Annotated in this window: 21 protein-coding genes; 18 read left to right on the top strand and 3 right to left on the bottom strand. The window is 72.2% G+C overall.

Annotated elements, in window-relative coordinates; translation table 11 throughout:
• Positions 1-39: 39 nt before the first annotated feature.
• Positions 40-660 (bottom strand): TIGR03086 family metal-binding protein, encoded by a 621-nt coding sequence (locus ACZ51I_RS10860; RefSeq protein WP_468873728.1) that lies wholly within the window; start codon positions 658-660, stop codon positions 40-42.
• A 371-nt stretch (positions 661-1031) separates the two neighbouring features.
• Here ACZ51I_RS10860 and ACZ51I_RS10855 point away from each other — a divergent pair, with 371 nt between their 5' ends.
• The 6 genes from ACZ51I_RS10855 to ACZ51I_RS10830 all read left to right on the top strand — a co-directional run bounded on the left by ACZ51I_RS10855 (position 1032) and on the right by ACZ51I_RS10830 (position 6254).
• A complete protein-coding gene (locus ACZ51I_RS10855) occupies positions 1032-2198 on the top strand; it encodes a sensor histidine kinase (RefSeq protein WP_468873726.1) in 1167 nt (388 codons plus the stop codon).
• Positions 2195-2596, top strand: coding sequence for a roadblock/LC7 domain-containing protein (locus tag ACZ51I_RS10850; protein ID WP_468873724.1), 402 nt, complete (start codon positions 2195-2197; stop codon positions 2594-2596). The genes ACZ51I_RS10855 and ACZ51I_RS10850 overlap by 4 nt, the downstream gene beginning before the upstream one ends.
• On the top strand, positions 2593-2970 hold the full coding sequence (locus ACZ51I_RS10845; protein WP_468873721.1) for a DUF742 domain-containing protein: 378 nt from the start codon (positions 2593-2595) through the stop codon (positions 2968-2970). Before ACZ51I_RS10850 ends, ACZ51I_RS10845 begins: the two co-directional genes overlap by 4 nt.
• Positions 2945-3547, top strand: coding sequence for a GTP-binding protein (locus tag ACZ51I_RS10840; protein WP_468873719.1), 603 nt, complete (start codon positions 2945-2947; stop codon positions 3545-3547). The genes ACZ51I_RS10845 and ACZ51I_RS10840 overlap by 26 nt, the downstream gene beginning before the upstream one ends.
• Positions 3548-3552: 5 nt before the next feature.
• Positions 3553-4914 carry a cytochrome P450 gene (locus ACZ51I_RS10835; RefSeq protein WP_468873717.1) on the top strand — a complete coding sequence of 454 codons (1362 nt, stop codon included), beginning with the start codon at positions 3553-3555 and terminating at the stop codon, positions 4912-4914.
• Between the two features lie 194 nt (positions 4915-5108).
• Positions 5109-6254 (top strand): tryptophan dimethylallyltransferase family protein, encoded by a 1146-nt coding sequence (locus tag ACZ51I_RS10830; protein ID WP_468873715.1) that lies wholly within the window; start codon positions 5109-5111, stop codon positions 6252-6254.
• Between the two features lie 73 nt (positions 6255-6327).
• On the opposite strand, the gene ACZ51I_RS10825 is transcribed toward ACZ51I_RS10830, so the two are convergent.
• Together ACZ51I_RS10825 and ACZ51I_RS10820 are read right to left on the bottom strand one after the other, a co-directional pair.
• Positions 6328-7632, bottom strand: coding sequence for a flavin-containing monooxygenase (locus tag ACZ51I_RS10825; protein WP_468873713.1), 1305 nt, complete (start codon positions 7630-7632; stop codon positions 6328-6330).
• A 372-nt stretch (positions 7633-8004) separates the two neighbouring features.
• On the bottom strand, positions 8005-8448 hold the full coding sequence (locus ACZ51I_RS10820) for a MarR family winged helix-turn-helix transcriptional regulator (RefSeq protein WP_468873711.1): 444 nt from the start codon (positions 8446-8448) through the stop codon (positions 8005-8007).
• 107 nt (positions 8449-8555) lie between these two features.
• On the opposite strand from ACZ51I_RS10820, the gene ACZ51I_RS10815 reads away from it, so the two are divergent.
• From ACZ51I_RS10815 to ACZ51I_RS10760, 12 genes are all read left to right on the top strand, one after another.
• Complete coding sequence (locus ACZ51I_RS10815) at positions 8556-9116, top strand: quercetin 2,3-dioxygenase (protein ID WP_468873853.1); 561 nt, start codon at positions 8556-8558, stop codon at positions 9114-9116.
• A 553-nt stretch (positions 9117-9669) separates the two neighbouring features.
• Positions 9670-10332 carry a hydrolase gene (locus ACZ51I_RS10810; protein WP_468873708.1) on the top strand — a complete coding sequence of 221 codons (663 nt, stop codon included), beginning with the start codon at positions 9670-9672 and terminating at the stop codon, positions 10330-10332.
• Positions 10333-10336: 4 nt separating this feature from the next.
• Positions 10337-10843: a DoxX family protein gene (locus tag ACZ51I_RS10805; RefSeq protein WP_468873706.1), complete on the top strand. Its 507-nt coding sequence runs from the start codon at positions 10337-10339 to the stop codon at positions 10841-10843.
• Between the two features lie 94 nt (positions 10844-10937).
• Positions 10938-11516, top strand: a complete 579-nt coding sequence (locus ACZ51I_RS10800) for a Dps family protein (RefSeq protein WP_468873703.1) — start codon at positions 10938-10940, stop codon at positions 11514-11516.
• Positions 11516-12940, top strand: a complete 1425-nt coding sequence (locus tag ACZ51I_RS10795; protein WP_468873701.1) for a dihydrolipoyl dehydrogenase family protein — start codon at positions 11516-11518, stop codon at positions 12938-12940. The genes ACZ51I_RS10800 and ACZ51I_RS10795 overlap by 1 nt, the downstream gene beginning before the upstream one ends.
• A 182-nt stretch (positions 12941-13122) precedes the next feature.
• A complete protein-coding gene (locus tag ACZ51I_RS10790) occupies positions 13123-14076 on the top strand; it encodes an alpha/beta hydrolase (protein WP_468873699.1) in 954 nt (317 codons plus the stop codon).
• Positions 14073-15968: an amidohydrolase gene (locus tag ACZ51I_RS10785; protein WP_468873697.1), complete on the top strand. Its 1896-nt coding sequence runs from the start codon at positions 14073-14075 to the stop codon at positions 15966-15968. Before ACZ51I_RS10790 ends, ACZ51I_RS10785 begins: the two co-directional genes overlap by 4 nt.
• Before the next feature lie 14 nt (positions 15969-15982).
• Positions 15983-16717: a GPR1/FUN34/YaaH family transporter gene (locus ACZ51I_RS10780; protein ID WP_468873694.1), complete on the top strand. Its 735-nt coding sequence runs from the start codon at positions 15983-15985 to the stop codon at positions 16715-16717.
• A gap of 42 nt (positions 16718-16759) precedes the next feature.
• Positions 16760-17485 (top strand): alpha/beta fold hydrolase, encoded by a 726-nt coding sequence (locus ACZ51I_RS10775; RefSeq protein WP_468873692.1) that lies wholly within the window; start codon positions 16760-16762, stop codon positions 17483-17485.
• A 104-nt stretch (positions 17486-17589) separates the two neighbouring features.
• The gene (locus ACZ51I_RS10770) at positions 17590-18924 is read left to right on the top strand and encodes an ABC transporter substrate-binding protein (protein WP_468873690.1); all 1335 of its coding nucleotides are present in this window, start codon (positions 17590-17592) and stop codon (positions 18922-18924) included.
• Positions 18924-19889, top strand: coding sequence for a carbohydrate ABC transporter permease (locus ACZ51I_RS10765; protein WP_468873688.1), 966 nt, complete (start codon positions 18924-18926; stop codon positions 19887-19889). The genes ACZ51I_RS10770 and ACZ51I_RS10765 overlap by 1 nt, the downstream gene beginning before the upstream one ends.
• Complete coding sequence (locus ACZ51I_RS10760) at positions 19886-20773, top strand: carbohydrate ABC transporter permease (RefSeq protein ID WP_468873686.1); 888 nt, start codon at positions 19886-19888, stop codon at positions 20771-20773. Before ACZ51I_RS10765 ends, ACZ51I_RS10760 begins: the two co-directional genes overlap by 4 nt.
• The last annotated feature ends 19 nt before the right edge of the window (positions 20774-20792 follow it).

Genomic DNA, 20792 nt, shown 5'->3' with positions numbered 1-20792 from the left:
GCCTCCCGGCCCCACCGGAAGCACGGAGCGCGCGTCGCCTCACCCTCCGGAGCGAGCGGCGGACCCGGCCTGCCGCCAGTCGGGCCGCCGGCCGCTGAGGCCGATCACGCGGTCCAGCAGCGGCGCGCCGTCCGGCACCGCGACGACGGGGCCGAAGAACCCCTCGCCGGAGGCGTCGTCCGCCGGAGCCAGCAGAGCCTCGGAAACCCTCAGCTCCTCCTCGCTCACCTCGTACGCCTGGCCGCTCGCCCGCGCCAGGTCCCAGCCGTGGATCACCAGCTCGTCGAGTGCGATCCGGCCCATGACGGCGGCCGGCAGCTCGATCCCGCCCGCCTGGGTGTCCCCCTGCCAGGCGCCCGGCTCCCGCCAGGCGGCGGCCAGCTCGTCCAGCGCCTTCGGCAGGGCCGTCCGCCAGTCGGCCGCCAGCGCCGGCCGGAACGAGCCCGGCGGCGTGCCGGTCGTCGGCCCGAACTCCTTGCGGGCCGCGTCGCGGAAGGCGACGCTGAGCCCGGCGACATGGGCGAGCAGCTCCCGTACCGCGTACTCGGGGCAGGGCGTCGGGTCACCCAGCCGTTCGTCGTCGATGCCCTGTGCGAGCCGGGCGACGCGCTCCGCGGCCGCCCCGAGGTCGATCGGCTCCATGCGTGTGGTGTTGTCCATACAGGGCAGACCCCGGCGCCACCAGAAACTCATCGCTCCCCGGTGGGCCCCCGCCCCGCGAACCGGCCCGGAAGCATCCGTGGCCTGGGGCGACGTACCCGGTCACCGGTCCGCCGACCGGTCGGCACGGCTCCAGCGGTGGAAGCCCGTCCCCTATCGTCCGACTGGTCTGGTACTCCTGTCTATTGACGGACCATCACTAATTCGCACAGTGATACGATCTTCGCGCAAGCGGGGCGGGCGGATGAGCGCAGGACGACATCTCCGACTTCAGGGGTGGTCCGCGCGGGCGCCCCGATGCGGGCGGTCCGCCGGTGCGCCGCATTGACGGAAATTCAGCAACTGGCCGTCGGTCGCCTGAAGAGAGTCTTATGACGGAATACATGCAGAACCCGCTGCTCTGGGCTCTGTCGGTCCTCGTTCTCGCCGCCATCGCCGTCATCGTCCGCCAACGCAAGGCGGCCCGGGCTTTGACGCGGCAGATCGACGGGCTCCGGAGCCACTACTCCGACCTGGAGAACCACTACACACAGTCCGTCGAAGCGGCGCGGGAACAGGCCGAGGAAGCGACGAAGACGGTCCTGAAGTCCGCCATGCGGACGCTCCAGGGCCTCGCCGCCGAACAGCAGCTGGTCGTCTCACGGCTGCAGAGCAAATACGGCGAGTCCGCCATGCTCCAGGACCTGCTCGAGATCGACCACACCAACTCGCAGTTCGGCCGGCGCGCGCAGTCCATCGCCGTCCTCTGCGACGGCTGGCTCGGCCGCCACCGCGACGCGGCGTCCGTGTACGACGTGGTCCGCAGCGCCCAGGGCCGGATCCGGCACTTCCGCCGCGTGGAGATCCTCTCGCGCGTCGACTTCGGCATCACCAGCCGCGCCGTCGAACCCGTGGCACTGGCCCTCGCCGAACTCCTCGACAACGCCACCAGCTACTCCAGCCCGGACACCGTCGTCGAGATCAACACCCGCACCGTACCCAAGGGCGTGTGCATCGTCGTCGACGACGCGGGCGTCGGCATGAGTGACGAGGAGCGGACCCGCGCCGAGCGGCTGCTCTCCAGCAACCGCGTCACCGGCGTCTCCGGCCTCGGCAACCCGCCGCAGTTCGGCTTCGCGGTGATCGGCGTGCTCTGCGAGCGCTTCGGCTTCGAGGTGTCCGTGGACTCGTCCTCCCCCTACGGCGGCGTCCGCGCGGTCCTCCTGCTGCCGCACGAGCTGCTCACCAGCGTGCCGGTGCAGAAGCCCACCGCACCGCCCGCGACCACCCCGGGAGCACCGCACCCGGGCGGGCCGGAGGCCGTGCCCGTGACGGCCTCCACCGCCGACGGCCTGCCGAAGCGGCGCCGCAAGCGGCCGATGGCCATCGTGCCCAGCAGTACGCCCGCACCGGCTCCGAGCCGCTCCGACGCCGAAGCGGCGGCGATCATGGGTGCCTTCCAGCGGGGCACGCAGTCCGGCCGGACCTCCTCCCCGGAGGCGCCGGACCGGACGAGCAGCACATCTGGCGCAAGCAGCGAAGGACATGAGGTCTCGTGAACGACGATCTGTCATGGATGCTCGACAGCGCCCTGGAGATTCCCGGGGCACTGCACGCGGTCCTGATATCCGCCGACGGCCTGCTGATGGCCAGGTCGAACGACTACGACAAGGACAACGCGGACCGCGTCGCGGCCGCGATGAGCGGGGTGCAGTCGCTGAGCCGCTCGCTCGGCTTCTTCTGCGAGGACCCGCGCGCGCGGTGGCGGCAGACCCTGGTCGAGTTCGACGGCGGCTGGGTCTTCCTGATCTCCGCCGGTGAGGGCGCCTACCTCGGCGTCTCCGCCTCCCCGGACGTCGACATGGCGGACATCACCTTCCGGATGCAGCAGCTCGTCGGCCGGCTCGGCAAGGTGCTCATGACGCCGCCGCGCGAGAACCTCGGCCCCCGCTCATGACGGGACGCGAGGAGTGGGAGCTGGAGGCCGCCGAGCTGGTCCGGCCGTACGTCATCACCAAGGGACGCGGCCTGCCCGACGAGGAGCAGCTCTCCCTGATCACCCTGGTGACGGTGGCGCCGGAGGAAGGCCAGCGGCCCACCCGGCTCTCCCCCGAGGAGCAGCGGTTACTCGACATCTGCTCCGCCGGCTACCTCTCGGTCGCCGAGATCGCCGGCCACACCCGGCTGCCGCTCGGCGTGGTGAAGATCCTCCTCGCCGCCCTGGCCGAGGGCGGCTACCTCGTCACCCGCTCGCCGGTGCGCCGGGCCGAACTCGCCGACCGGGAGATCCTCGAGGAGGTGCTCAATGGTCTCCGCGCCAAGTTTGGGTGAGCAGGACTACGTACGCGGTGGGGCCACGCAGATCCCGGTGAAGATCCTCGTCGTCGGACACTTCGCGGTCGGCAAGACCACGTTCATCGGATCGATCTCCGAGATCGAACCGCTGTCCACCGAGGAGCGGATGACGCAGGCCGCCGAACACGTCGACGACCTCAAGGGCGTCCGGAGCAAGACCACCACCACGGTCGCCATGGACTTCGGCCGGCTGACCATCAGCGACCGCATCGTGCTCTACCTGTTCGGCACCCCCGGCCAGCAGCGGTTCGTGCAGATGTGGGAGGACCTCGCGCGCGGGGCCCTGGGCGCGCTGGTCCTCGTCGACCCCGAGCGGCTCGCGGACTCCTTCGGGGTCATCGACCTGATCGAGCGGTACGGGCTGGAATACGCCATCGCCGTCAACCACTTCGACGGATCGCCCCTGCGGGACGAGGCGGCGCTGCGCGAGGCGCTGGACCTGCTCGACGACACCCCCGTCGTCACCTGCGACGCGCGCGACGAGAAGTCGTCCGCCGCCGCACTGACCACCCTGGTCCGCTTCTTGCTGGACCGTGCCCGACAGGAGCAGTAGCCGACATGGACACCCAGACCCCCGCCCCGGTGCCCCCGCCGGGCTGCCCCGCCCACGCCCCGGGCGCCCGGGTCCCGCTGCACGGAGCGGAGTTCGCCGCCGACCCGCAGGCGTACTACACCTACCTGCGCCACTTCGGGCCGACCGCACCCGTGGAACTCGCCCCCGGCGTCGAGGCCACCCTCGTCACCGACTACACGACCGCGCTCCAACTGCTCCAGGACTCCGCGTCCTTCCGCAAGGACGCGCGCCTGTGGCGGGACTTCAACGAGGGCCGGGTCCCGCGCGAGAGCCCGGTCGTCCCCCTCCTCGCGTACCGGCAGAACTGCATGTTCAGCGACGGCGGCGAGCACCTGCGGCTGCGCCAGGCGATCACGGACAGCATGGCCCGGGTCGACTCGCACCGGCTTGCCCGGAGCACCGAGCGGATCTCGGACTACCTGATCTCCCAGTTCGGATCCCGCGGTTCGGCGGACCTGCTCGGCGACTACGCCAAGCAGCTCCCGCTGTTCGTCTTCAACGAACTCTTCGGCTGCCCGGCCGGCGTCGGCGACCGGGTGCTCTTCGGCATCACGGGGATGTTCGACGGGGTGAACGCCGAGAAGGCGACCGCCGTACTCTTCGGCGCGGTGCAGGAACTGGTCACGCTCAAGCGGAGCCGGCCGGGCGACGACGTCACGTCCTGGCTGATGCAGCATCACGCCAACCTGAGCGACCAGGAGATGGTCGACCAGCTCTCCCTGCTCCTCGGCGCGGGCGCCGAACCGCTGCGCAACCTCCTCGGCAACACCCTGCACCGGCTGCTCACCGACGACCGGTACGCCGACGGCGGCGGCCTCATCGGGGAGGCGCTCGACGACACCCTGTGGGACAACCCGCCGATGTCGAACTACGCGCCCCACTACGCGGCCGCCGACATGGAGTTCGGGGGCGAGAAGGTACAGGCCGGGGACCTGATGCTGGTGAGCTTCGCCGCCGCCAACAGGGGCCTCGCGCAGACGACGGCCCGCACCGCCGGCAACAACCGCTCGCACCTGGCGTGGAGCGCCGGCCCGCACGGCTGCCCGTCCAAGGAGCCGGCCCGGCACATCACCCTCACGGCCATCGAGCACCTGTTCAACCGGCTGCCCGACGTCGAACTCGCCGTGCCGGAGGACAGTCTGATCTGGCGTCCGGGCCCCTTCAACCGGGCCCTGGCCACGCTGCCCGCCACGTTCACCCCCGTGCCCTCGTCGGGACGCGGCGACGCGCGGACCGGCCCGGCCGGCACCCCGCCCTCCGCGCAGTCCGTCGACCAGGCCGGCCGGGAGGGCAAGGGCGAACGGAAGGGCCGCTGGAGCCAGTTCCTGGCCTGGCTCACCCACTGATCCACACCTTCTCCCTCGCCTCCACATCCCCGCATGACTATTCGATCTCCGGGGTAGTGATCGACGCGTTATCGGCGTTGCGTATGAGGTAGAGGAGCTGTCGTGGACCACATATCCACCGACACGGCTTGGTCAGAGCCACCACCCCGTGGGGGTGCGCACCGGGATACCCGCCCTGGCAGGCGGGTATCTTCATGCGTGCCCCGATTCCTGGCGGGGCGGCGGTGACCGGCTTGCTCTCCGCCCTCCCTCCGGATCCGGGGGCCGGCACGCTCGGCGCCTTCACCACAGGCCAGTTGGCGGGCCTCTGCGAGATCGCGGGGCTCTCCCCGGCCGACACGGAGACATACGCGCACACCCTGGTCGACGCGCTGGGCCCGGCCGCCGAACGGTCGCTGAGCCTGCCGCCGCCCACGCGTACCTTCCTCTCGGACGACCACACCCCCGTCGAGTACTCGCTCTCCTTCAGCCCCGGTCGGACCCCGTCACTGCGCGTGCTGGTGGAACCGGGCTGCGGCGCGGACAGCCGTGCGGAGAACGGCCGGATCGGCCTGGACGCCGTCCGCGCGATGGCCCGCCGTTGGGACTTCTCCACCGAGCGACTCGACGAGATCGAGGACCTCTTCTTCCCGGACCGGCCGAAGGGCCCCCTGGCGCTGTGGATCGCGCTGGAGCTGCTGCCCGGCGGCGTGCCCAAGGTCAAGGTGTACCTGAACCCGGCCGCCTCAGGGGTGAAACGTTCCGCCAAAATCGTACGGAAGGCCCTGCGCCGACTCGGCCACACGCGGGCGTACAAGGCGCTGCCCAAGGCCGACGGCCACCCCTTCCTCGCCGTGGACCTGGGGCACTGGGAGACGCCGCGGGTGAAGGTCTACACCCGGCACCTCGACCTGTCGGCCGCGGAGGCGGGCGGCCTGTCCCGTACGGGCTCCGGCCCGGGGCCGGCGGACATCCAGGAGTTCTTCCGGGCCACCGCCGCCACCGACGACCTCGACCGGCGGCCCGGCCTCACCTGCCACTCCTTCACCGAGACGGAGACCGGCCGCCCCAGCGGCTTCACCCTCCACATCCCGGTACGCGACTACGCCCGCGACGACGGAGAGGTCCTCGACCGGGCGGTGGACGTCCTGCGGAGCCACGGCATCGACCCCGACCCGCTGGTCCGGTCGCTGTCCGCCCTCACCACGCGGCGGCCCGAGGACGGGGTGGGCCTCATCGCCTATCTCGCGCTCGCCCACCAGCAGGGCCACCCGCCCCGGGTGACCGCGTACCTCTCGTCGGAGGCGTACGCCGTCCGACCGCCGGCGCAGCTGCGGCGCCGCGCGGAGGCGGGGGTCTGACGGCACGGGGACGGTGAGGCTCCCGGCGGACGTCCGCCGGGAGCCTCACCGCCGGGGGCCGGAGCCCCGGCCCTCAGACGGTCTGGAGCCCGCGCATCTCGCGCAGGTAGGGGCCGACGTCCACCTGGATGGAGGTGCCGCCCACCGCCGTCCCGTACCGCTCGGCTATACCGCTCAGGTACGTGTCGATCTCCTCGCGCATGGCGTCCTCGTCCGGCAGGACGACCTCGCCGCCGATGAGGCGCGCGACCCAGTGCGTCTGCCCCTCCACGAGCCGCGTGATCGCGCCCATCGGGCGGACCAGGCCGACGAAGTACAGACCGGGCCGTCCGGGGGCGACGATCCGCCGGTACAGCTCGACCGAGCCGCCCGGCCCGGCCGGGCATCCCCCGGGCAGGAACGGGAAGTCCATGCCGTAGCCCGTGCAGTAGACGATCGCGTCGGCCTCCTCCGACGTCCCGTCGGTGAACACCACCCGCCCGCCGTCGAGATGGGCGATCCCGGGCCTGGGGATCACCGCACCGTGGCGTATGCGGCTGAGGATCTCGTCCGAGATGGTGACGGGGGAGGAGAAGAGCGGATGGTCCGGCTCGGGCAGCCCGTAGTCGGAGAGCCTGCCCCGCGCGACCCGCAGCGCCTCCGCGGCGAAGGCGACCTGCTCGGACAGGGACATGGCGGTGAACCACGGCTCCTCGGCCATGGCGTCGACCGACATCCCGTACAGCTGTTTGGGAACGATGTGCAGGCCCCGGCGCGCCGAGAGCACGGTGCGCGCCGCGTGCCGGGAGAGGTCCGCGGCGATGTCCACCGCCGACGCCCCCAGGCCCACGACCACGACCCGCTGCCCGGCGAACTCGGACCCGTCCTGGTAGTCGACGGAGTGCAGAATCCTCCCGGCGAACCCGTCCGCGCCCGGCGGCGCGGGCTTCGGCAGCGTCGGCACCGTGTTGTGCCCCGACGCCACGACGACGTGGGCGAACCGCCGCGACCGCAGCGTCCCGTCCGGGCCCCGGCTGACGACCGTCCACGACGCGTCGTCACCCTCCTGCCGCACCGACACGACCTCGACGCCGAACTCGACGCGGTCCAGCACCCCCGCCCACTCGGCGAAGGACCGCAGATAGGCCGCGACCTCGCTGTGCCGCGGATAGAGGGGGTACGCGTCGGGCATCGGGAACTCGGTGTACCCCGTGAGCTGTTTCGCGGTGTTCAGGTGCAGCGACTGATACCCGGGCCCCGGCTCACCGGCCCCCGGCTGCCGCCAGATCCCGCCGACGTCGTCCGCCCGCTCGAGACAGACGAAGTCGATCCCCTTGACCGTCAGAGCGTGTGCGGCCGCCAGCCCCGACAGCCCCGCACCGATCACGCACACACTCAACGTTTCCCCCACCGAACAGGCACTCTTCATTCGAACGATCATTCCTTGCCCATCCGCCTCCTGTCTCACACCCACGAGACCTCGGGGTTCCCCGCGGGCGCCCGCGGCTCGCGGCCGGTCCCGGCACGGTGTCGCGCGCGGGGCGGCTCGACCGGTGCGGGGCCGGAGGCGACACGGGTGGTGAGGGAGCCGAGGTCCGCCACGGTCAGGGTGACGGTGTGCCCGGCCGGAGCGGCGCCGGGAGCCGCTCACCGCTGCGGCCCCACCCGGTGCCGGTCTACGCGGCCTGGAGGGCGAGGGTGGGGGAGGTGCGGGCGGCGCGGACGGCGGGGTGGAGCGGTCGAGCCGCGCCCCGTCGCGGAGCGGCGCCTCTCAGGGCGCCTCCACCAGCGGGGGCTCCCCCAGGGGAACGGTCAGCGCCTCGCGCAGGGCGCCGACGGCGACGGCCCCGATGCGTTCCGCCAGGACGCCCTCGATGACAGCGAGGGTGTCCTGGGCGCGTCGGTGTACGCGGGCGCCCTCGACGGTGGGGCGGATCAGGCGGCTGCGCGCGGAGGCGGGATCGGGCACCTGCTCCAGCAGCCCCATGCCGATGAGGGCGTGCACGGCCTGGTGGGCGGTCTGCCGGGTGACACCCATCCGGCGGGCGAGCTCGGAGACCGTCGTGCCCTCCTCCTCGAGGGCGGCGAAGACGGCCGCCTGCCCGACGGTGACCGGCTGCTCGCCGGCGGCCCGCATGCTGGCAAGCAGCGCGTCGTCGAACCAGCGCTTGGCCTCGGCGAGCAGCTGGGGCAGGGTGCGTGCGGGGGTGGTCATGGCTCCTCAAGGGGCGGGGCTTCGAGCATAGCGACCGCGCGGGAGTGCCCTCCGTCATCAATGTCAGGTAGCCTGACATGCGCTACGTCGTCGCGCCGGAGGTCCCCATGACCATGGAGTTCGCCCGTCCCAGCCGCCCGAGGTCCCACATCCCGGCCGAGCCCGGAAAGCCGTACTTCATCGAGAAGGGCATGGGCGACCGCGCCCACCTCTTCGCCGACCTGGTCACCGTCTACGCGGGCGGCGAACAGACCGAGAACGCCTTCAACTTCTTCACCGTCGAGGGCCCCAGGGGCGAGGTGATCCCGGCCCACGTGCACTCCGACACGTACGAGGTCTTCTACATCACCGACGGCGCGGTAAGGCTGTTCGTCGAGGACCTGGAGGGCGAGCAGCACGAAAGGCTGCTCACCGCAGGCGACTTCGGCTTCGTGCCGAAGAACTGCCCGCACGCCTACCGCATCGAGCGCCACCACAGCCGGGTCGTCGGCGTGGCCGCGGGGCCTGGCGGCACCTTCGAGCGGTTCTTCGAGACCCTCGGCGTCCCGACCGAGGAACTCGGCCTGCCGCCCGAGCCGTGCGTCCCCGAACCGCACAAGTTCGCCACCGTGCCGCGCCGGTACGACGTGCGCTTCCTGCCCGGCCACCAGTGGCGCACCGGGAGCTGACCCTCCGGACGCTCATGACCGACGCGGCGCTGCGGGTGGAGGCCCCCGGCGCCCCCGCACGTCGGGCTGTTCGGCCTGCTCGGGGATGGTCGCCGGGCAGGGCGTCCTCGGGGCCCTGTGACCGCCCCCCCACACAGACGACGCCTGTCCCGGCCCGCCCGCCGGGCCACGGTCTCCTTGACCGCCGGGACGGCGAGGGCGCCTGGTGCTGGGCACAGGGGCTCATCGCGCCCGCGCCGACCCTGCTGAGAGGCACCCACGCCGCTGACACCCGACCTCGCCGCCTTCCTGGCCCCGCCGGCCCCCGAACGGCTCCGCCCTCCTCGCCCCGGACGAGGCGTCGACCACCGCCCGCACCTGGGGCATGCGGGAGGCCAGCCACTGGGGTCGCCGTCGGATCAGGGCCGTGGGGCCGGCATGACCGGCTGTGCGCGTTCGTGCCAACTCCTGGGCGCAGGAGGTCAACGTGGCCGGCCGGGTCGCTCGTAGCGTGACGGAGTGCCGAGCCGCGGAGGCGGCAGGCGCACTTGCGATCGCCTCGAAAGGACCCCTCATGTTCGACGTCACCAAGGTGCAGGCCGCCCCCAGCGCGGACCTGCTCACGCCCGACAACGCGGTCATGCTCTTCGTCGACCACCAGCCGCAGATGTTCTTCGGCACCGGCAGCGGCGACCGTGCCGCGATCATCAACAGCACCGTGGGTCTCGCCAAGGCGGCGCGGGCCTTCGAGGTGCCGACCGTCCTGACCACGGTCGCCGCCGAGTCGTTCTCCGGCCCCCTGCTGCCGCAGCTCGCCGAGGTGTTCCCCAAGAACGATGTCATCGACCGCACCACCATGAACGCCTGGGAGGACGAGGCTCTCGTCGCGGCGGTCAAGGCGACCGGCCGCAAGAAGATCATCCTGTCGGGTCTGTGGACCGAGGTCTGCCTGGTGCTGCCCGCGCTCTCCGCGCTGGAGCAGGGCTACGAGGTGTACGTCGTGACCGACGCCTCCGGCGGCGTCAGCCCGGCCGCGCACGAGCACGCCCTCCAGCGGATGATCGCCGCCGGCGCGGTGCCCGTCACCTGGGTCCAGGTCCTCCTGGAGCTCCAGCGCGACTGGGCGCGCCAGGAGACGTACGGCGCGGTCATGGAGATCGTCAAGTCCCACGCGGGCGCGTACGGCCTGGGCGTCGTGTACGCGCAGAGCGTCATCGGCGCGCACGCGGCCGGCTGACCCTGTGGACACCGGCATTCTGATCCTGCGTCTGCTGGTGGGACTGCTCGTCGCCGGCCACGGGGTGCAGAAGATCAGCTCCCACCTGGGCGGCAGGGGACTCGACGGCGGCACGGAGGAGTTCCGCGCCGACGGCTTCCGCGGCGGAGCCCTCACCGCGCTTGCGGCGGGCGGTGGCCAGATCGGATCGGGCCTGCTGCTCGCCGCCGGCCTCCTGACCCCGCTCGCCGCTACCGGCGCCATCGGGGTCATGACCGTCGCCCTCACCGTGAAATGGCACAACGGGCTCTGGGTGCAGAACGACGGATACGAGTACCCGCTCGTCCTCATCGGCAGTGCCGCCGCCCTGGCCGCCACCGGCCCCGGCGCCTGGTCCCTCGACGCGGTTCTCGGCCTCACGCCGTACCCGCTGTGGTGGGCCGCCCTCGCGCTCGTGGCCGGTCTCGGCAGCGGGCTGCTCACCCGGTTCGTCCTGCACCGGTCCGCCGCCCCGGCGATCGCCGAGCGCTGAGCGCGAGCCCCGCAGACCGGGTCCGGCCGCCCGCGTGCCCCTCCCCGACCGGGGCGGCCCGGTCCTTCCCCTCTCTCCCGAACAGGAGCACTCGATGGACACCCTCACGACCCCGCACGGCGGGGGCCAGCCGCTGCTGCACCAGAAGGGCGCCGAGACCCAGGCGTTCGGCACGCTCAAGCAGCTGCCGATCGGTCTCGGCCACGACACCCGCATGTATGCCTGCCAGCGGCTGAACCGCGTCCTCGCCGACACGCAGATCCTGTACTCCCTCTACAAGAAGCACCACTGGCTGATGCGCGGGGCGACCTTCTACTCGCTCCACCTCATGCTGGACAAGCACGCGGGGGCCCAACTGGCCATCGTGGACGCCCTGGCCGAACGGATCCAGAGCCTCGGCGGCGTCGCGGTCGGAGACCCGCGCCACGTCGCGGAGCTGACCGGCATCCCCCGTCCGCCGGACGGCGTCGAGCCGGTGCCCGCCATGCTGTCCCGTCTCCTCGACGCGCACGAGCGCATCCTGATCGACGCGCGGGACGCCGCCGCCCGGATCTCGGCGGAGGGCGACGAGGGCAGCACCGACCTGATCGTCTCCGACGTCATCCGCACCGGCGAGGCACAGGTGTGGTTCCTCGCCGAGCACCTCGTGGACACCCCTCTGGTGCGCGGCTGATGGACACGTACGACGTCGTCGTGATCGGCGGCGGACCGGGCGGCGAGGTCGTCGCCGACCGGGCCGTCCGGTCGGGGCTGACCGCCGTCGTCGTCGAGGCCGAGGCGGTCGGCGGCGAGTGCTCGTACCGCGCCTGCGTCCCGAGCAAGGCCCTGCTGCGTCCCGGCGCGGCGCGCGACACCGCCCGCTCGGTCGACGGCGCACGGCAGGCGGTCACGGCACCACTTGACCCGGCGCGCGTCCTGGCCCGCCGTGACCGTTTCACCGGGCGCGGCGACGACTCCGGCCAGGCCGACTGGCTCGACGGCGCGGGCATCGCGCTCGTACGGGGGCACGGACGGCTGGCCGGTGAGCGCCGCGTGGAGGTGACAGCGGCCGACGGCACGGTCCGTACCCTGCGGGCCCGGCGCGCGATCGTCCTCAGTCCCGGTACGGAACCCGCGCTGCCGCCGGTCGAAGGGCTCGACCGGATCGGGGTGTGGACCAACCGGCAGGCGACCACGGCCGACGCGGTCCCCGAGCGGCTCGTCGTCATCGGCGGAGGCGTGGTGGCCTGCGAGATGGCCACCGCGTGGAGCTCCCTCGGCTCCTCCGTCACCCTGCTCGTCCGCGACCAGGCTCTGCTGACCGGCTGGGAGCCGTGCGCGGGCGAGGAGGTCATCCGGGGTCTGACCGCTCTGGGCGTCACGATCCGCTTCGGGGTCTCGGCGGTCCGAGTCGTCCGTGACGAGGACACCCGTACGGTGACCGTGGACACCGACGACGCCACCACGCTCGTCTGCGACGAGGTCCTCGTCGCCGTCGGCCGGCGCCCGCGCACCTCGGACCTCGGCCTGGAGACCGTCGGACTACCGGCCGGCGACTGGCTCCCGGTCGACGACACCTGCCGCGTCACCGCCCTCGAAGGCGACTGGCTCTACGCCGTCGGCGACGTGAACCACCGTGCGCCGCTGACCCACATGGCCAAGTACCAGGCACGCGCCTGCGCCGCGGCCATCGCCGAGCGCGCCGAGGGCCGCCCCGCCCCGACGGGTGGGTGGCAGGCCTGGAGCGCGGCGGCCGATCATGTCGCCGTTCCCCAGGCCGTGTTCACGAGTCCCGAGGTCGCGAGCGTCGGTCTCACCGAACGCGCGGCACGCGAAGCGGGCCTCGCGGTACGGGCGGTGGAGTACCGCGTCGACGACGTCGCCGGCGCCGCCCTGTACGCGGACGACTTCCGCGGCCACGCCAAGCTCGTCGTCGACGAGGCCCGGGGCGTCGTCGTCGGCTGCACCCTCACCGGCCCGATGGCCACCGAACTCATCCACACGGCCACGGTCGCCCTCGTCGGGGAAGTCCCGCTCGAACGCCTCTGGCACGCCGTCCCCGCCTTCCCGACGGTCAGCGAGGTCTGGCTGCGCCTCCTGGAGGCGTACGGCCTCTGAGGGGAGGCCCGGCTTCCCCGACCGCCGCGCCCGGCCGCCCGACCGGCGCCCCCGCCCGACCGCCGCGCCCGGCCGCCCATCCGGCGCAGGCACCCACCCGACCAGGCGCACCCGCCGCCCGCGCGGGTGACCCCCTGCCCCCGCCCTTCCCTGTCCCGTACATCCCCCAAGGAGAGCCCCTCATGAAGAACCGGCCGACCCTCGAGCCCGCCGCCCAGGCCTTCGCCGACGCCACCGCCCAGCCGCCGTTCCTCTACCAGATCCCCGTGGCCGACGGCCGTAAGGCCGTGGACGACGTCCAGAGCGGTGAAGGCGTCCCGATGCCCGACGTCGACGAGGAGTGGATCACCGTCCACGGCGGTCCGACCGGCGACGTCCGCGCCCGGATCGTCCGCCCGCGCGGTGTCACCGGCCCCCTCCCCGTCATCCTCTACATCCACGGCGCGGGCTGGGTCTTCGGCAATGCCCACACCCACGACCGGCTCGTCCGCGAACTCGCCGTCGGCACCGGGGCGGCCGTCGTCTTCCCCGAGTACGACCTCTCGCCCGAGGCCCGCTACCCCGTCGCCATCGAGCAGAACTACGGCGTCGCCCAGTGGATCGCCCGCGAGGGACACCACAAGGACCTCGACGGCACCCGGCTCGCCGTCGCGGGCGACTCGGTCGGCGGCAACATGACCGCCGCCCTGACCCTCATGGCCAAGCAGCGCGGCGACGTCCGCATCGCCCACCAGGTGCTCTTCTACCCGGTCACCGACGCCGCCTTCGCCACCGAGTCGTACCGCCTCTTCGCCGAGGGCTACTTCCTGCGCCGCGACGCCATGAAGTGGTTCTGGGACCAGTACACGACCGAGGAGGCCGAGCGCACGCAGATCACCGCCTCCCCGCTGCGCGCCACCACCGAGCAGCTCACCGGCCTGCCGCCCGCCCTGATCATCACGGCCGAGGCCGACGTCCTGCGCGACGAGGGCGAGGCGTACGCGGCGAAGCTCCGCGCCGCCGGCGTCCCCGTGACCGCCCTGCGCGTCCAGGGGGTCATCCACGACTTCGTCATGCTGAACGCGCTGCGCGAGACGCAGGGCGCCGAACTCGCCATCGGCGTCGCCGTCGGCACCCTGCGCAAGGCCCTGGTATGACCGGGCCGTCGACGAGCATGCCGGTGGCGGGTCTGGTGCCCGCCCCGCGCCGGGAACCCGCGCACGCCGACCTCCTCATCCGCAACGCGAAGGTGTTCACCGGCGACGCCGACCGTCCCGAGGCCCGCGCCGTCGCGATCCGCGACGGCCGGGTAGCGGCCCTCGGCGACGACCACGACCTCGCCCCGCTCGTCGGGCCGGGTACGAAGGTCGTCGACGCGCTCGGCCGGCGGGTGATCCCGGGCTTGAACGACTCGCACCTGCACGTCATCAGGGGCGGCCTGAACTACGTCCTGGAGCTGCGCTGGGACGGGGTGCGCAGCCTCCGCCACGCCCTGGCCATGCTGCGCGAGCAGGCGGGCCGCACGCCCAAGGGGCAGTGGATCCGCGTCGTGGGCGGCTGGACCGCCGAACAGTTCGCCGAGCGCAGGATGCCCACCGTCGCCGAGCTGAACGCCGCCGCACCCGACACCCCGGTCTTCGTCCTGCACCTGTACCAGTCGGCGCTGATGAACCGGGCCGCGGTCAAGGCCGCCGGATTCACCCGCGACACCCCCGATCCGCGCGGCGGCCAGATCGTACGCGGCCGGGACGGCGAACCCAACGGCGTGCTCCTGGCGGCGCCGGGCGCGCTCATCCTGTACTCGACCCTCGCCAAGGCGCCGGCCCTCGACGAGGCCGACAAGCGGACGTCGACGCGGCACTTCCTGCGCGAGCTGAACCGCTTCGGCCTGACGTCGGCGGTCGACGCCGCCGGAGGCTTCCAGAACTTCCCCGACAACTACGCCACGGTCGCCGACCTCGCCAGGGCGGGGGAGCTGTCGCTGCGGATCGCCTATCACCTGTTCCCGCAGACGGCCGGCCAGGAGCTGGCCGACCTCAAGCGCTGGACCGAGATGGTCGAGCCCGGCGACGGGGACGAGTGGCTCCGGCTGAACGGCGCGGGCGAGAACCTGACCTGGGCGGCCGCCGACTTCGAGAACTTCTCCGAACCCCGCCCCGAGCTCGCCGCCGGGTACGAGACGGAGTTCGAGAGCGCCGTACGGCTCCTGCTGGAGAACGGCTGGGGCTTCAGGCTCCACGCCACCTACGACGAGACGATCCGCCGCGACCTGGCCGTCTTCGAGAAGCTCGCCGCGGAAGGACTCTTCCCCGGCGACAACCGCTGGCTCTTCGACCACGCCGAGACCGTCTCGGCCGACAGCCTGGACCGGATCGCCGCCCTCGGGGGCGCCCTGTCCGTCCAGAACCGCATGTCCTTCCAGGGCACGGCCTTCCGCGACCGCTACGGCGCCGAGGCCGCCGCCCACACCCCGCCGGTCCGGGCCATGCTCGACCGGGGCCTGACCGTCGCCGCCGGCACGGACGCCACCCGCGTCTCCTCGTACAACCCGTGGGTCGCCCTCCACTGGCTGGTCACCGGGCGCACCGTCGGCGGCACGGCCCTCTACCCGGCCGGGAAGCTGATCGACCGGGAGACAGCCCTCGACCTCTACACGCGTGGGGGAGCCCGGCTCACCGGCGAGCAGGACGTCAAGGGCATTCTGCGAGAAGGCTGTTACGGCGATCTCGCCGTCCTGTCCGAGGACTTCTTCACCGTGCCCGAGGCCGCCATTCCCGGCATCGAGTCGGTGCTCACCGTCGTCGGCGGCCGCATCGTCTACGCGAGCGCGGAGTACGAGGGACTCGACGAGGCCGTGCCGCCGATCCGCCCGGAGTGGAGCCCCGTGGCCCACTTCGGCGGCTATCAGGCCGGCCAGGAAGGCGCCCGCCAGGCGTCGCTCGTGGCCGAGGCCGTCGCCGAATCCGAGCTGCACCGCCGGTGGCGCGTCGCGCGCGGCTCCGTTCCCGACACGACGCCGCCCTTCGTCGACCCCTGCTTCGAGCACTGAACGAGAGATCCCGCATGAACACAGACTCCGCCGCAGACGGCGACGACGCCCGGGGCGCCCCGCCGGAAGCTCCCCCGGGGCGCCGCTTCGAACCGGACCTCCGGTCGATGACACGGATCAACCTGCGCCCCATCGCCTCACCGATGCCGCTCGGTTTCTTCACGATAGCCATCGCTTCCGTGATGACGGGCTGCCTCCAGCTCGGGCTCTTCGACGAGACGGCCCGCGCCGCCGTCGCCTTCACCGTGCTGCCGGCCTTCGTCCTCCAACTCCTCGTGAGCGTACTGGCCTTCGGCGCCCGTGACGTCATCGCGGCGACGCTGATGGCGGTGTTCGCCGGCAGCTGGCTGCCCTACGCACTCATCATGCTCAGCGGCGCGGACGACGGCCTCCAGGTCCTCGGCGTGTTCAACCTGGCGCTCCTCTGCTTCGGGGCCCTGATGACCGCCGTGACCCGGCCCAAGCGCGCGCTGTGGTTCGTCCTCGCGGTCTCCCTGCCCCGCTGGGCCGCCACCGGCCTCGGGGGCATCACCGGCGCCGAATGGCTGACGCGCACGTCCGGTGCGCTCGGCCTCGTGGTGGCCCTCGTCGCGATGTACACGGCGTTCGCCCTGATGCTCGAGGACATGCGCAGCGAGCAGGTCCTGCCCATCGGCCGCAGCGGCCCCGCCCACCTCGCCGTGGAAGGCGACCTGGCCGTCCAGCTCCGCAACCTGGAACGCCACGCGGGCGTGCGCCGCACCCTCTGACCGTCCTCACCACCACCCCGTCCCCCATCCAGGAGTTCTGCCATGTCCCGACACGCCCGCCCCACCGTCGTCCTGGTCCACGGCGCCTTCGCCGACGCCTCCAGCTTCGCCCGCGTCATCCCCGAACTGACCGCCGCGGGCCTTGAGGTACTGGCCCCGGCCGTGCCCAACCGCGGTCTCGTCGACGACGCCGCGTACATCGCCTCGGTGATACGCGCCGTCGAAGGCCCCGTGATCCTGGTCGGGCACTCCTACGGCGGCGCCGTCATCACCCTCGCCGGGACGGAGGACAACGTCCGCGCCCTGGTGTACCTCGCGGGATACGCGCTGGAGGAAGGCGAGAGCCTGGGCGAGCTGCAGGGCCGCTTCCCCGACTCCGGCCTCGCCGACGCGCTCGTTCACACCCCGTTCCCGGTGGCCGGCTCCACCGAGACCGGCACCGATGTCTCGGTGGCGGTCGACCGGTTCCCCGCCCTGTTCGCGGCGGACGTCGACCCCGGCCTCGCCGCGGTGCTCGCCGTCTCCCAGCGCCCCCTGGCCGCACGTGCCTTCGCGGAGACGGCGCCTGTCGCGGCGTGGAAGACCAAGCCCTCGTGGGGCCTGGTCGCCTCCTCCGACCGCACGATCAACCCCGACGTGGAGCGGTACGGCTACGAGCGCGCCGGCATGACCACCGTCGAGGTCGACTCCTCTCACCTGGTCATGCTCGCCCAGCCCAAGGCCGTCGTGGAGCTGATCCAGGACGCGATCCGGTCCACCGCCCACTGACCCGATCGTTCAGGATCGAACGATTAGTCGATATTGTTCGACCGCTGGTAGCTTCTGATCGCCCCCGAGATCCCGTCGGCGGGCGATCGGAGGCAGATCCACCCATGAGGTTCGGCGCGAAGTTCGCGCTCGCCGTCATCACCCTCGCCACCCTCGCCACCGCCTGCGGTGTACCGCGGGACGACGGCTCGCCGTCGCGCCCCACCACCGTGGACTGCGGGCCGTACGGCAGGTACGGCAAGCACCCCGGCACCGAGGTCACCGTCTACGCGGAGAACCGGGACCGGGAGGCCGACCTGTTCGAAGAGACCTGGGCGGACTTCGCGGACTGCACGGGAATCGACGTCCGGTACGAGGGGGACGGGGAGTTCGAGGCCCGGATCCAGCTCCGGGTCGACGGCGGAAGCGCGCCCGACGTGGCGTTCTTCCCGCAGCCCGGACTGCTGGAACGCTTCGCGCGGGCGGGGAAGCTCAAGCCCGCGAGCGCCGGAGTCGTGGCCCTCGCGAAGCAGGGCTGGTCGGCGGACTGGAACAGCTACGCGACCGTGAACGGCACCCTCTACGGCACGCCACTGGTCGCGAACGTGAAGTCGTTCGTCTGGTACTCGCCGAAGTTCTTCCGCGACAGGGGACTGAGCGTTCCCCGCACCTGGTCCGAGCTGATGGCCGTGACGGAGAAGGTCGCGGCATCGGGCGTCAAACCCTGGTGCGCGGGCCTCGAGTCGAGCGAGGCGACCGGCTGGCCCGTGACCGACTGGATCGAGGACGTCCTCCTGCGCCAGCAGGGCGCGGCCGTCTACGACCAGTGGGTCGCCCACACGATCCCGTTCGACGATCCGCGAGTGATCAGGGCCATGGACACCGTGGGGGCCATCCTCAAGAACGACCGCTACGCCAACGGCGGTTTCGGCCCGGCCCGGTCGATGGCTTCGATCTCCTTCCAGGAGGCCGGCACACCGGTTCTCTCCGGCGACTGCGCGATGCACCGCCAGGCCTCGTTCTACGCCGGTCTGTGGCCGGAGGGCACCGAGATCGGACCGGACAAGGACGTCTACGCCTTCCTCCTTCCAGGGACCGACGCGGACAGCCACCCCGTGCTGGGCGGCGGGGTGTTCACCGCTGCGTTCGCCGACCGACCCGAGGTGCGGGCCTTCCAGGAGTACCTGGCCTCCGCGGACTTCGCGAACGCGCGGATGAGGAAGGGGCCGTTCGTCTCGGCGAACCGGGGCGTGGACCCGGCGAATGCCGCGACCCCGGTCGACAGGCTCTCGATCCAGCTGCTCCAGGATCCCAGGACACAGTTCCGGTTCGACGGTTCGGACCTGATGCCCGCGTCCGTCGGCGCCGGGACGTTCTGGAAGGGAGCCGTCGACTGGATCGGCGGCGCGGACACCCGGCAGGTCGCCGACTCCGTCGAACGGTCCTGGCCGAGCCACTGATGTCGTTCGACGTCGTCGCCCAGCAGCCCAAGCTGCTGTACCTGCTCCAGGGCGTCGCCGCCTTCGCGGCGGTGGTCGCCCTCATCCTGCTGGCGCTGCACCGGGGGCCGGTACGGAGGAGGGCCGCGGCCCTGATCCTGCTGGCACCCGCGCTGCTGCTGCTCACGGTCGGGCTTCTCCTCCCCGGTCTGCGCACTCTGGTGCTGTCGTTCACCGACGCCGGGGGAGACGCGTGGGCCGGCTTCGACAACTATGTGTGGATGTTCACCGACCCCCGGGCGCTGGTCGCGCTGCGCAACACCCTGGCGTGGGTGGTGCTCGTGCCGTTGTCGGCGACCTCGGTCGGTCTGCTCTACGCGGCGGCCGTCGTACGGTCGCGGTTCAGGGCGTTCGCGCTGTCCCTCGTCCTGATGCCGATGGCGATCTCCTTCGTCGGGGCGGGTGTCGTCTGGAAGTTCGTCTACGCCTACCGACCCGCGGAGACCCATCAGATCGGGCTGCTGAACCAGCTCGTCGTCATGTGTGGCGGCGAACCGAGGCAATGGCTCGTGGACTCCCCCTGGAACGTCCTGTTCCTCATCGTGGTGATGGTGTGGACCCAGGCGGGCTTCGCGGCCGTCCTGCTGGCCGGCGCGATCGAGGCCGTTCCCCGTGAGATCACCGAGGCGGCCCTTCTCGACGGCGCGTCCCCCCGGCAGATCTTCCGGCGGATCACCATGCCGTCGATCAGACCCACGCTGCTCGTCGTGCTCCTCGCCCAGGCGATCGGCACCTTCAAGGCCTTCGACATCGTGAAGACCATGACCGGCGGACAGTTCGAGACGGGCGTCATCGCCCACGAGATGTACGACCAGGCCTTCCGCTACGGCGAGACGGGCCGCGGCGCGGCTCTCGCCGTGCTCCTCTTCGCCCTCGTCACCCCCTTCGTCGCCCACCAGGTCAGGGCGCGGCGGAGGGCGGGATGAACGGCGTCCGGGAGCGTCTGGCCTCCCGCGCCTTCTCGTCGGTCGCCGTGGTGATCGCGGTCCTCTGGACGACACCGACCCTTGGCCTCCTGCTTTCCTCGCTCCGCCCCGAGAACGAGATCAAGACGACCGGCTGGTGGACCGTGTTCGGATCGCCCCAGCTCACGCTCGACAACTACGGCGAGGTGCTGTCCGGCGGCGGGAACGGGTCGGGCCGGCTCGCTGAGCACTTCGTCAACTCCGTCGTCATCACCCTTCCCTCGGTGCTGTTCCCGCTCGTGCCGGCCTTCTTCGCGGCGTACGCCCTGGCGTGGATCGACTTCAGGGGGCGCGACGCGCTCGTCGTCGGCATCTTCGCGCTCCAGATCGTGCCGCTCCAGATGGCGCTCGTCCCCCTCCTGAGACTCTTCTCCCAGGGCTGGCTGTTCCTGCCCGCGTGGAACGCCACCGGCCCCGCGCGGTTCGGCCACGTCTGGTTCGCCCACACGGTCTTCGCGCTGCCGTTCGCGGTGTTCCTCCTGCACAACTTCCTGGCCGGGCTGCCCCGGGACCTGATCGAGGCCGCCCGCGTCGACGGGGCGTCGCACGGGACGCTGCTGCTCCGGGTCGTGCTGCCGCTGGCCCGCCCCGCCCTGGTCACCTTCGCCCTCATCCAGTTCATCTGGGTGTGGAACGACCTCCTCGTGGCACTGACGCTGTCGGGCGGAACGGCCGAGACCGCGCCGATGACGGTCAGGCTGGCGAGCCTGACCGGGACGTACGGCAACGAGTGGCAGCGGCTCACCGCGGGAGCCTTCGTGGCGGCGTTCGTCCCGCTCCTCGTCTTCTTCTCCCTCCGGCGGCACTTCGCCCGGGGACTGCTCGCCGGATCGGTCAAGGGATGATCCCCGACCGGCCCGGGGG

The organism is Streptomyces sp. NPDC034084, assembly GCF_055575535.1.
Note: the sequence above shows the minus strand (reverse complement) of the source record. Positions and strands in the feature narration are given on the sequence as shown.

Excerpts from the sequence above, each read along its gene's own strand:
- ACZ51I_RS10860 (WP_468873728.1), bottom strand. The coding sequence starts at position 660 with ATGGACAACACCACACGCATGGAGCCGATCGACCTCGGGGCGGCCGCG.
- ACZ51I_RS10855 (WP_468873726.1), top strand. The coding sequence starts at position 1,032 with ATGACGGAATACATGCAGAACCCGCTGCTCTGGGCTCTGTCGGTCCTC.
- ACZ51I_RS10845 (WP_468873721.1), top strand. The coding sequence starts at position 2,593 with ATGACGGGACGCGAGGAGTGGGAGCTGGAGGCCGCCGAGCTGGTCCGG.
- ACZ51I_RS10840 (WP_468873719.1), top strand. The coding sequence starts at position 2,945 with ATGGTCTCCGCGCCAAGTTTGGGTGAGCAGGACTACGTACGCGGTGGG.
- ACZ51I_RS10835 (WP_468873717.1), top strand. The coding sequence starts at position 3,553 with ATGGACACCCAGACCCCCGCCCCGGTGCCCCCGCCGGGCTGCCCCGCC.
- ACZ51I_RS10830 (WP_468873715.1), top strand. The coding sequence starts at position 5,109 with ATGCGTGCCCCGATTCCTGGCGGGGCGGCGGTGACCGGCTTGCTCTCC.
- ACZ51I_RS10820 (WP_468873711.1), bottom strand. The coding sequence starts at position 8,448 with ATGACCACCCCCGCACGCACCCTGCCCCAGCTGCTCGCCGAGGCCAAG.
- ACZ51I_RS10815 (WP_468873853.1), top strand. The coding sequence starts at position 8,556 with ATGACCATGGAGTTCGCCCGTCCCAGCCGCCCGAGGTCCCACATCCCG.
- ACZ51I_RS10810 (WP_468873708.1), top strand. The coding sequence starts at position 9,670 with ATGTTCGACGTCACCAAGGTGCAGGCCGCCCCCAGCGCGGACCTGCTC.
- ACZ51I_RS10800 (WP_468873703.1), top strand. The coding sequence starts at position 10,938 with ATGGACACCCTCACGACCCCGCACGGCGGGGGCCAGCCGCTGCTGCAC.
- ACZ51I_RS10795 (WP_468873701.1), top strand. The coding sequence starts at position 11,516 with ATGGACACGTACGACGTCGTCGTGATCGGCGGCGGACCGGGCGGCGAG.
- ACZ51I_RS10790 (WP_468873699.1), top strand. The coding sequence starts at position 13,123 with ATGAAGAACCGGCCGACCCTCGAGCCCGCCGCCCAGGCCTTCGCCGAC.
- ACZ51I_RS10785 (WP_468873697.1), top strand. The coding sequence starts at position 14,073 with ATGACCGGGCCGTCGACGAGCATGCCGGTGGCGGGTCTGGTGCCCGCC.
- ACZ51I_RS10780 (WP_468873694.1), top strand. The coding sequence starts at position 15,983 with ATGAACACAGACTCCGCCGCAGACGGCGACGACGCCCGGGGCGCCCCG.
- ACZ51I_RS10775 (WP_468873692.1), top strand. The coding sequence starts at position 16,760 with ATGTCCCGACACGCCCGCCCCACCGTCGTCCTGGTCCACGGCGCCTTC.
- ACZ51I_RS10770 (WP_468873690.1), top strand. The coding sequence starts at position 17,590 with ATGAGGTTCGGCGCGAAGTTCGCGCTCGCCGTCATCACCCTCGCCACC.
- ACZ51I_RS10765 (WP_468873688.1), top strand. The coding sequence starts at position 18,924 with ATGTCGTTCGACGTCGTCGCCCAGCAGCCCAAGCTGCTGTACCTGCTC.
- ACZ51I_RS10760 (WP_468873686.1), top strand. The coding sequence starts at position 19,886 with ATGAACGGCGTCCGGGAGCGTCTGGCCTCCCGCGCCTTCTCGTCGGTC.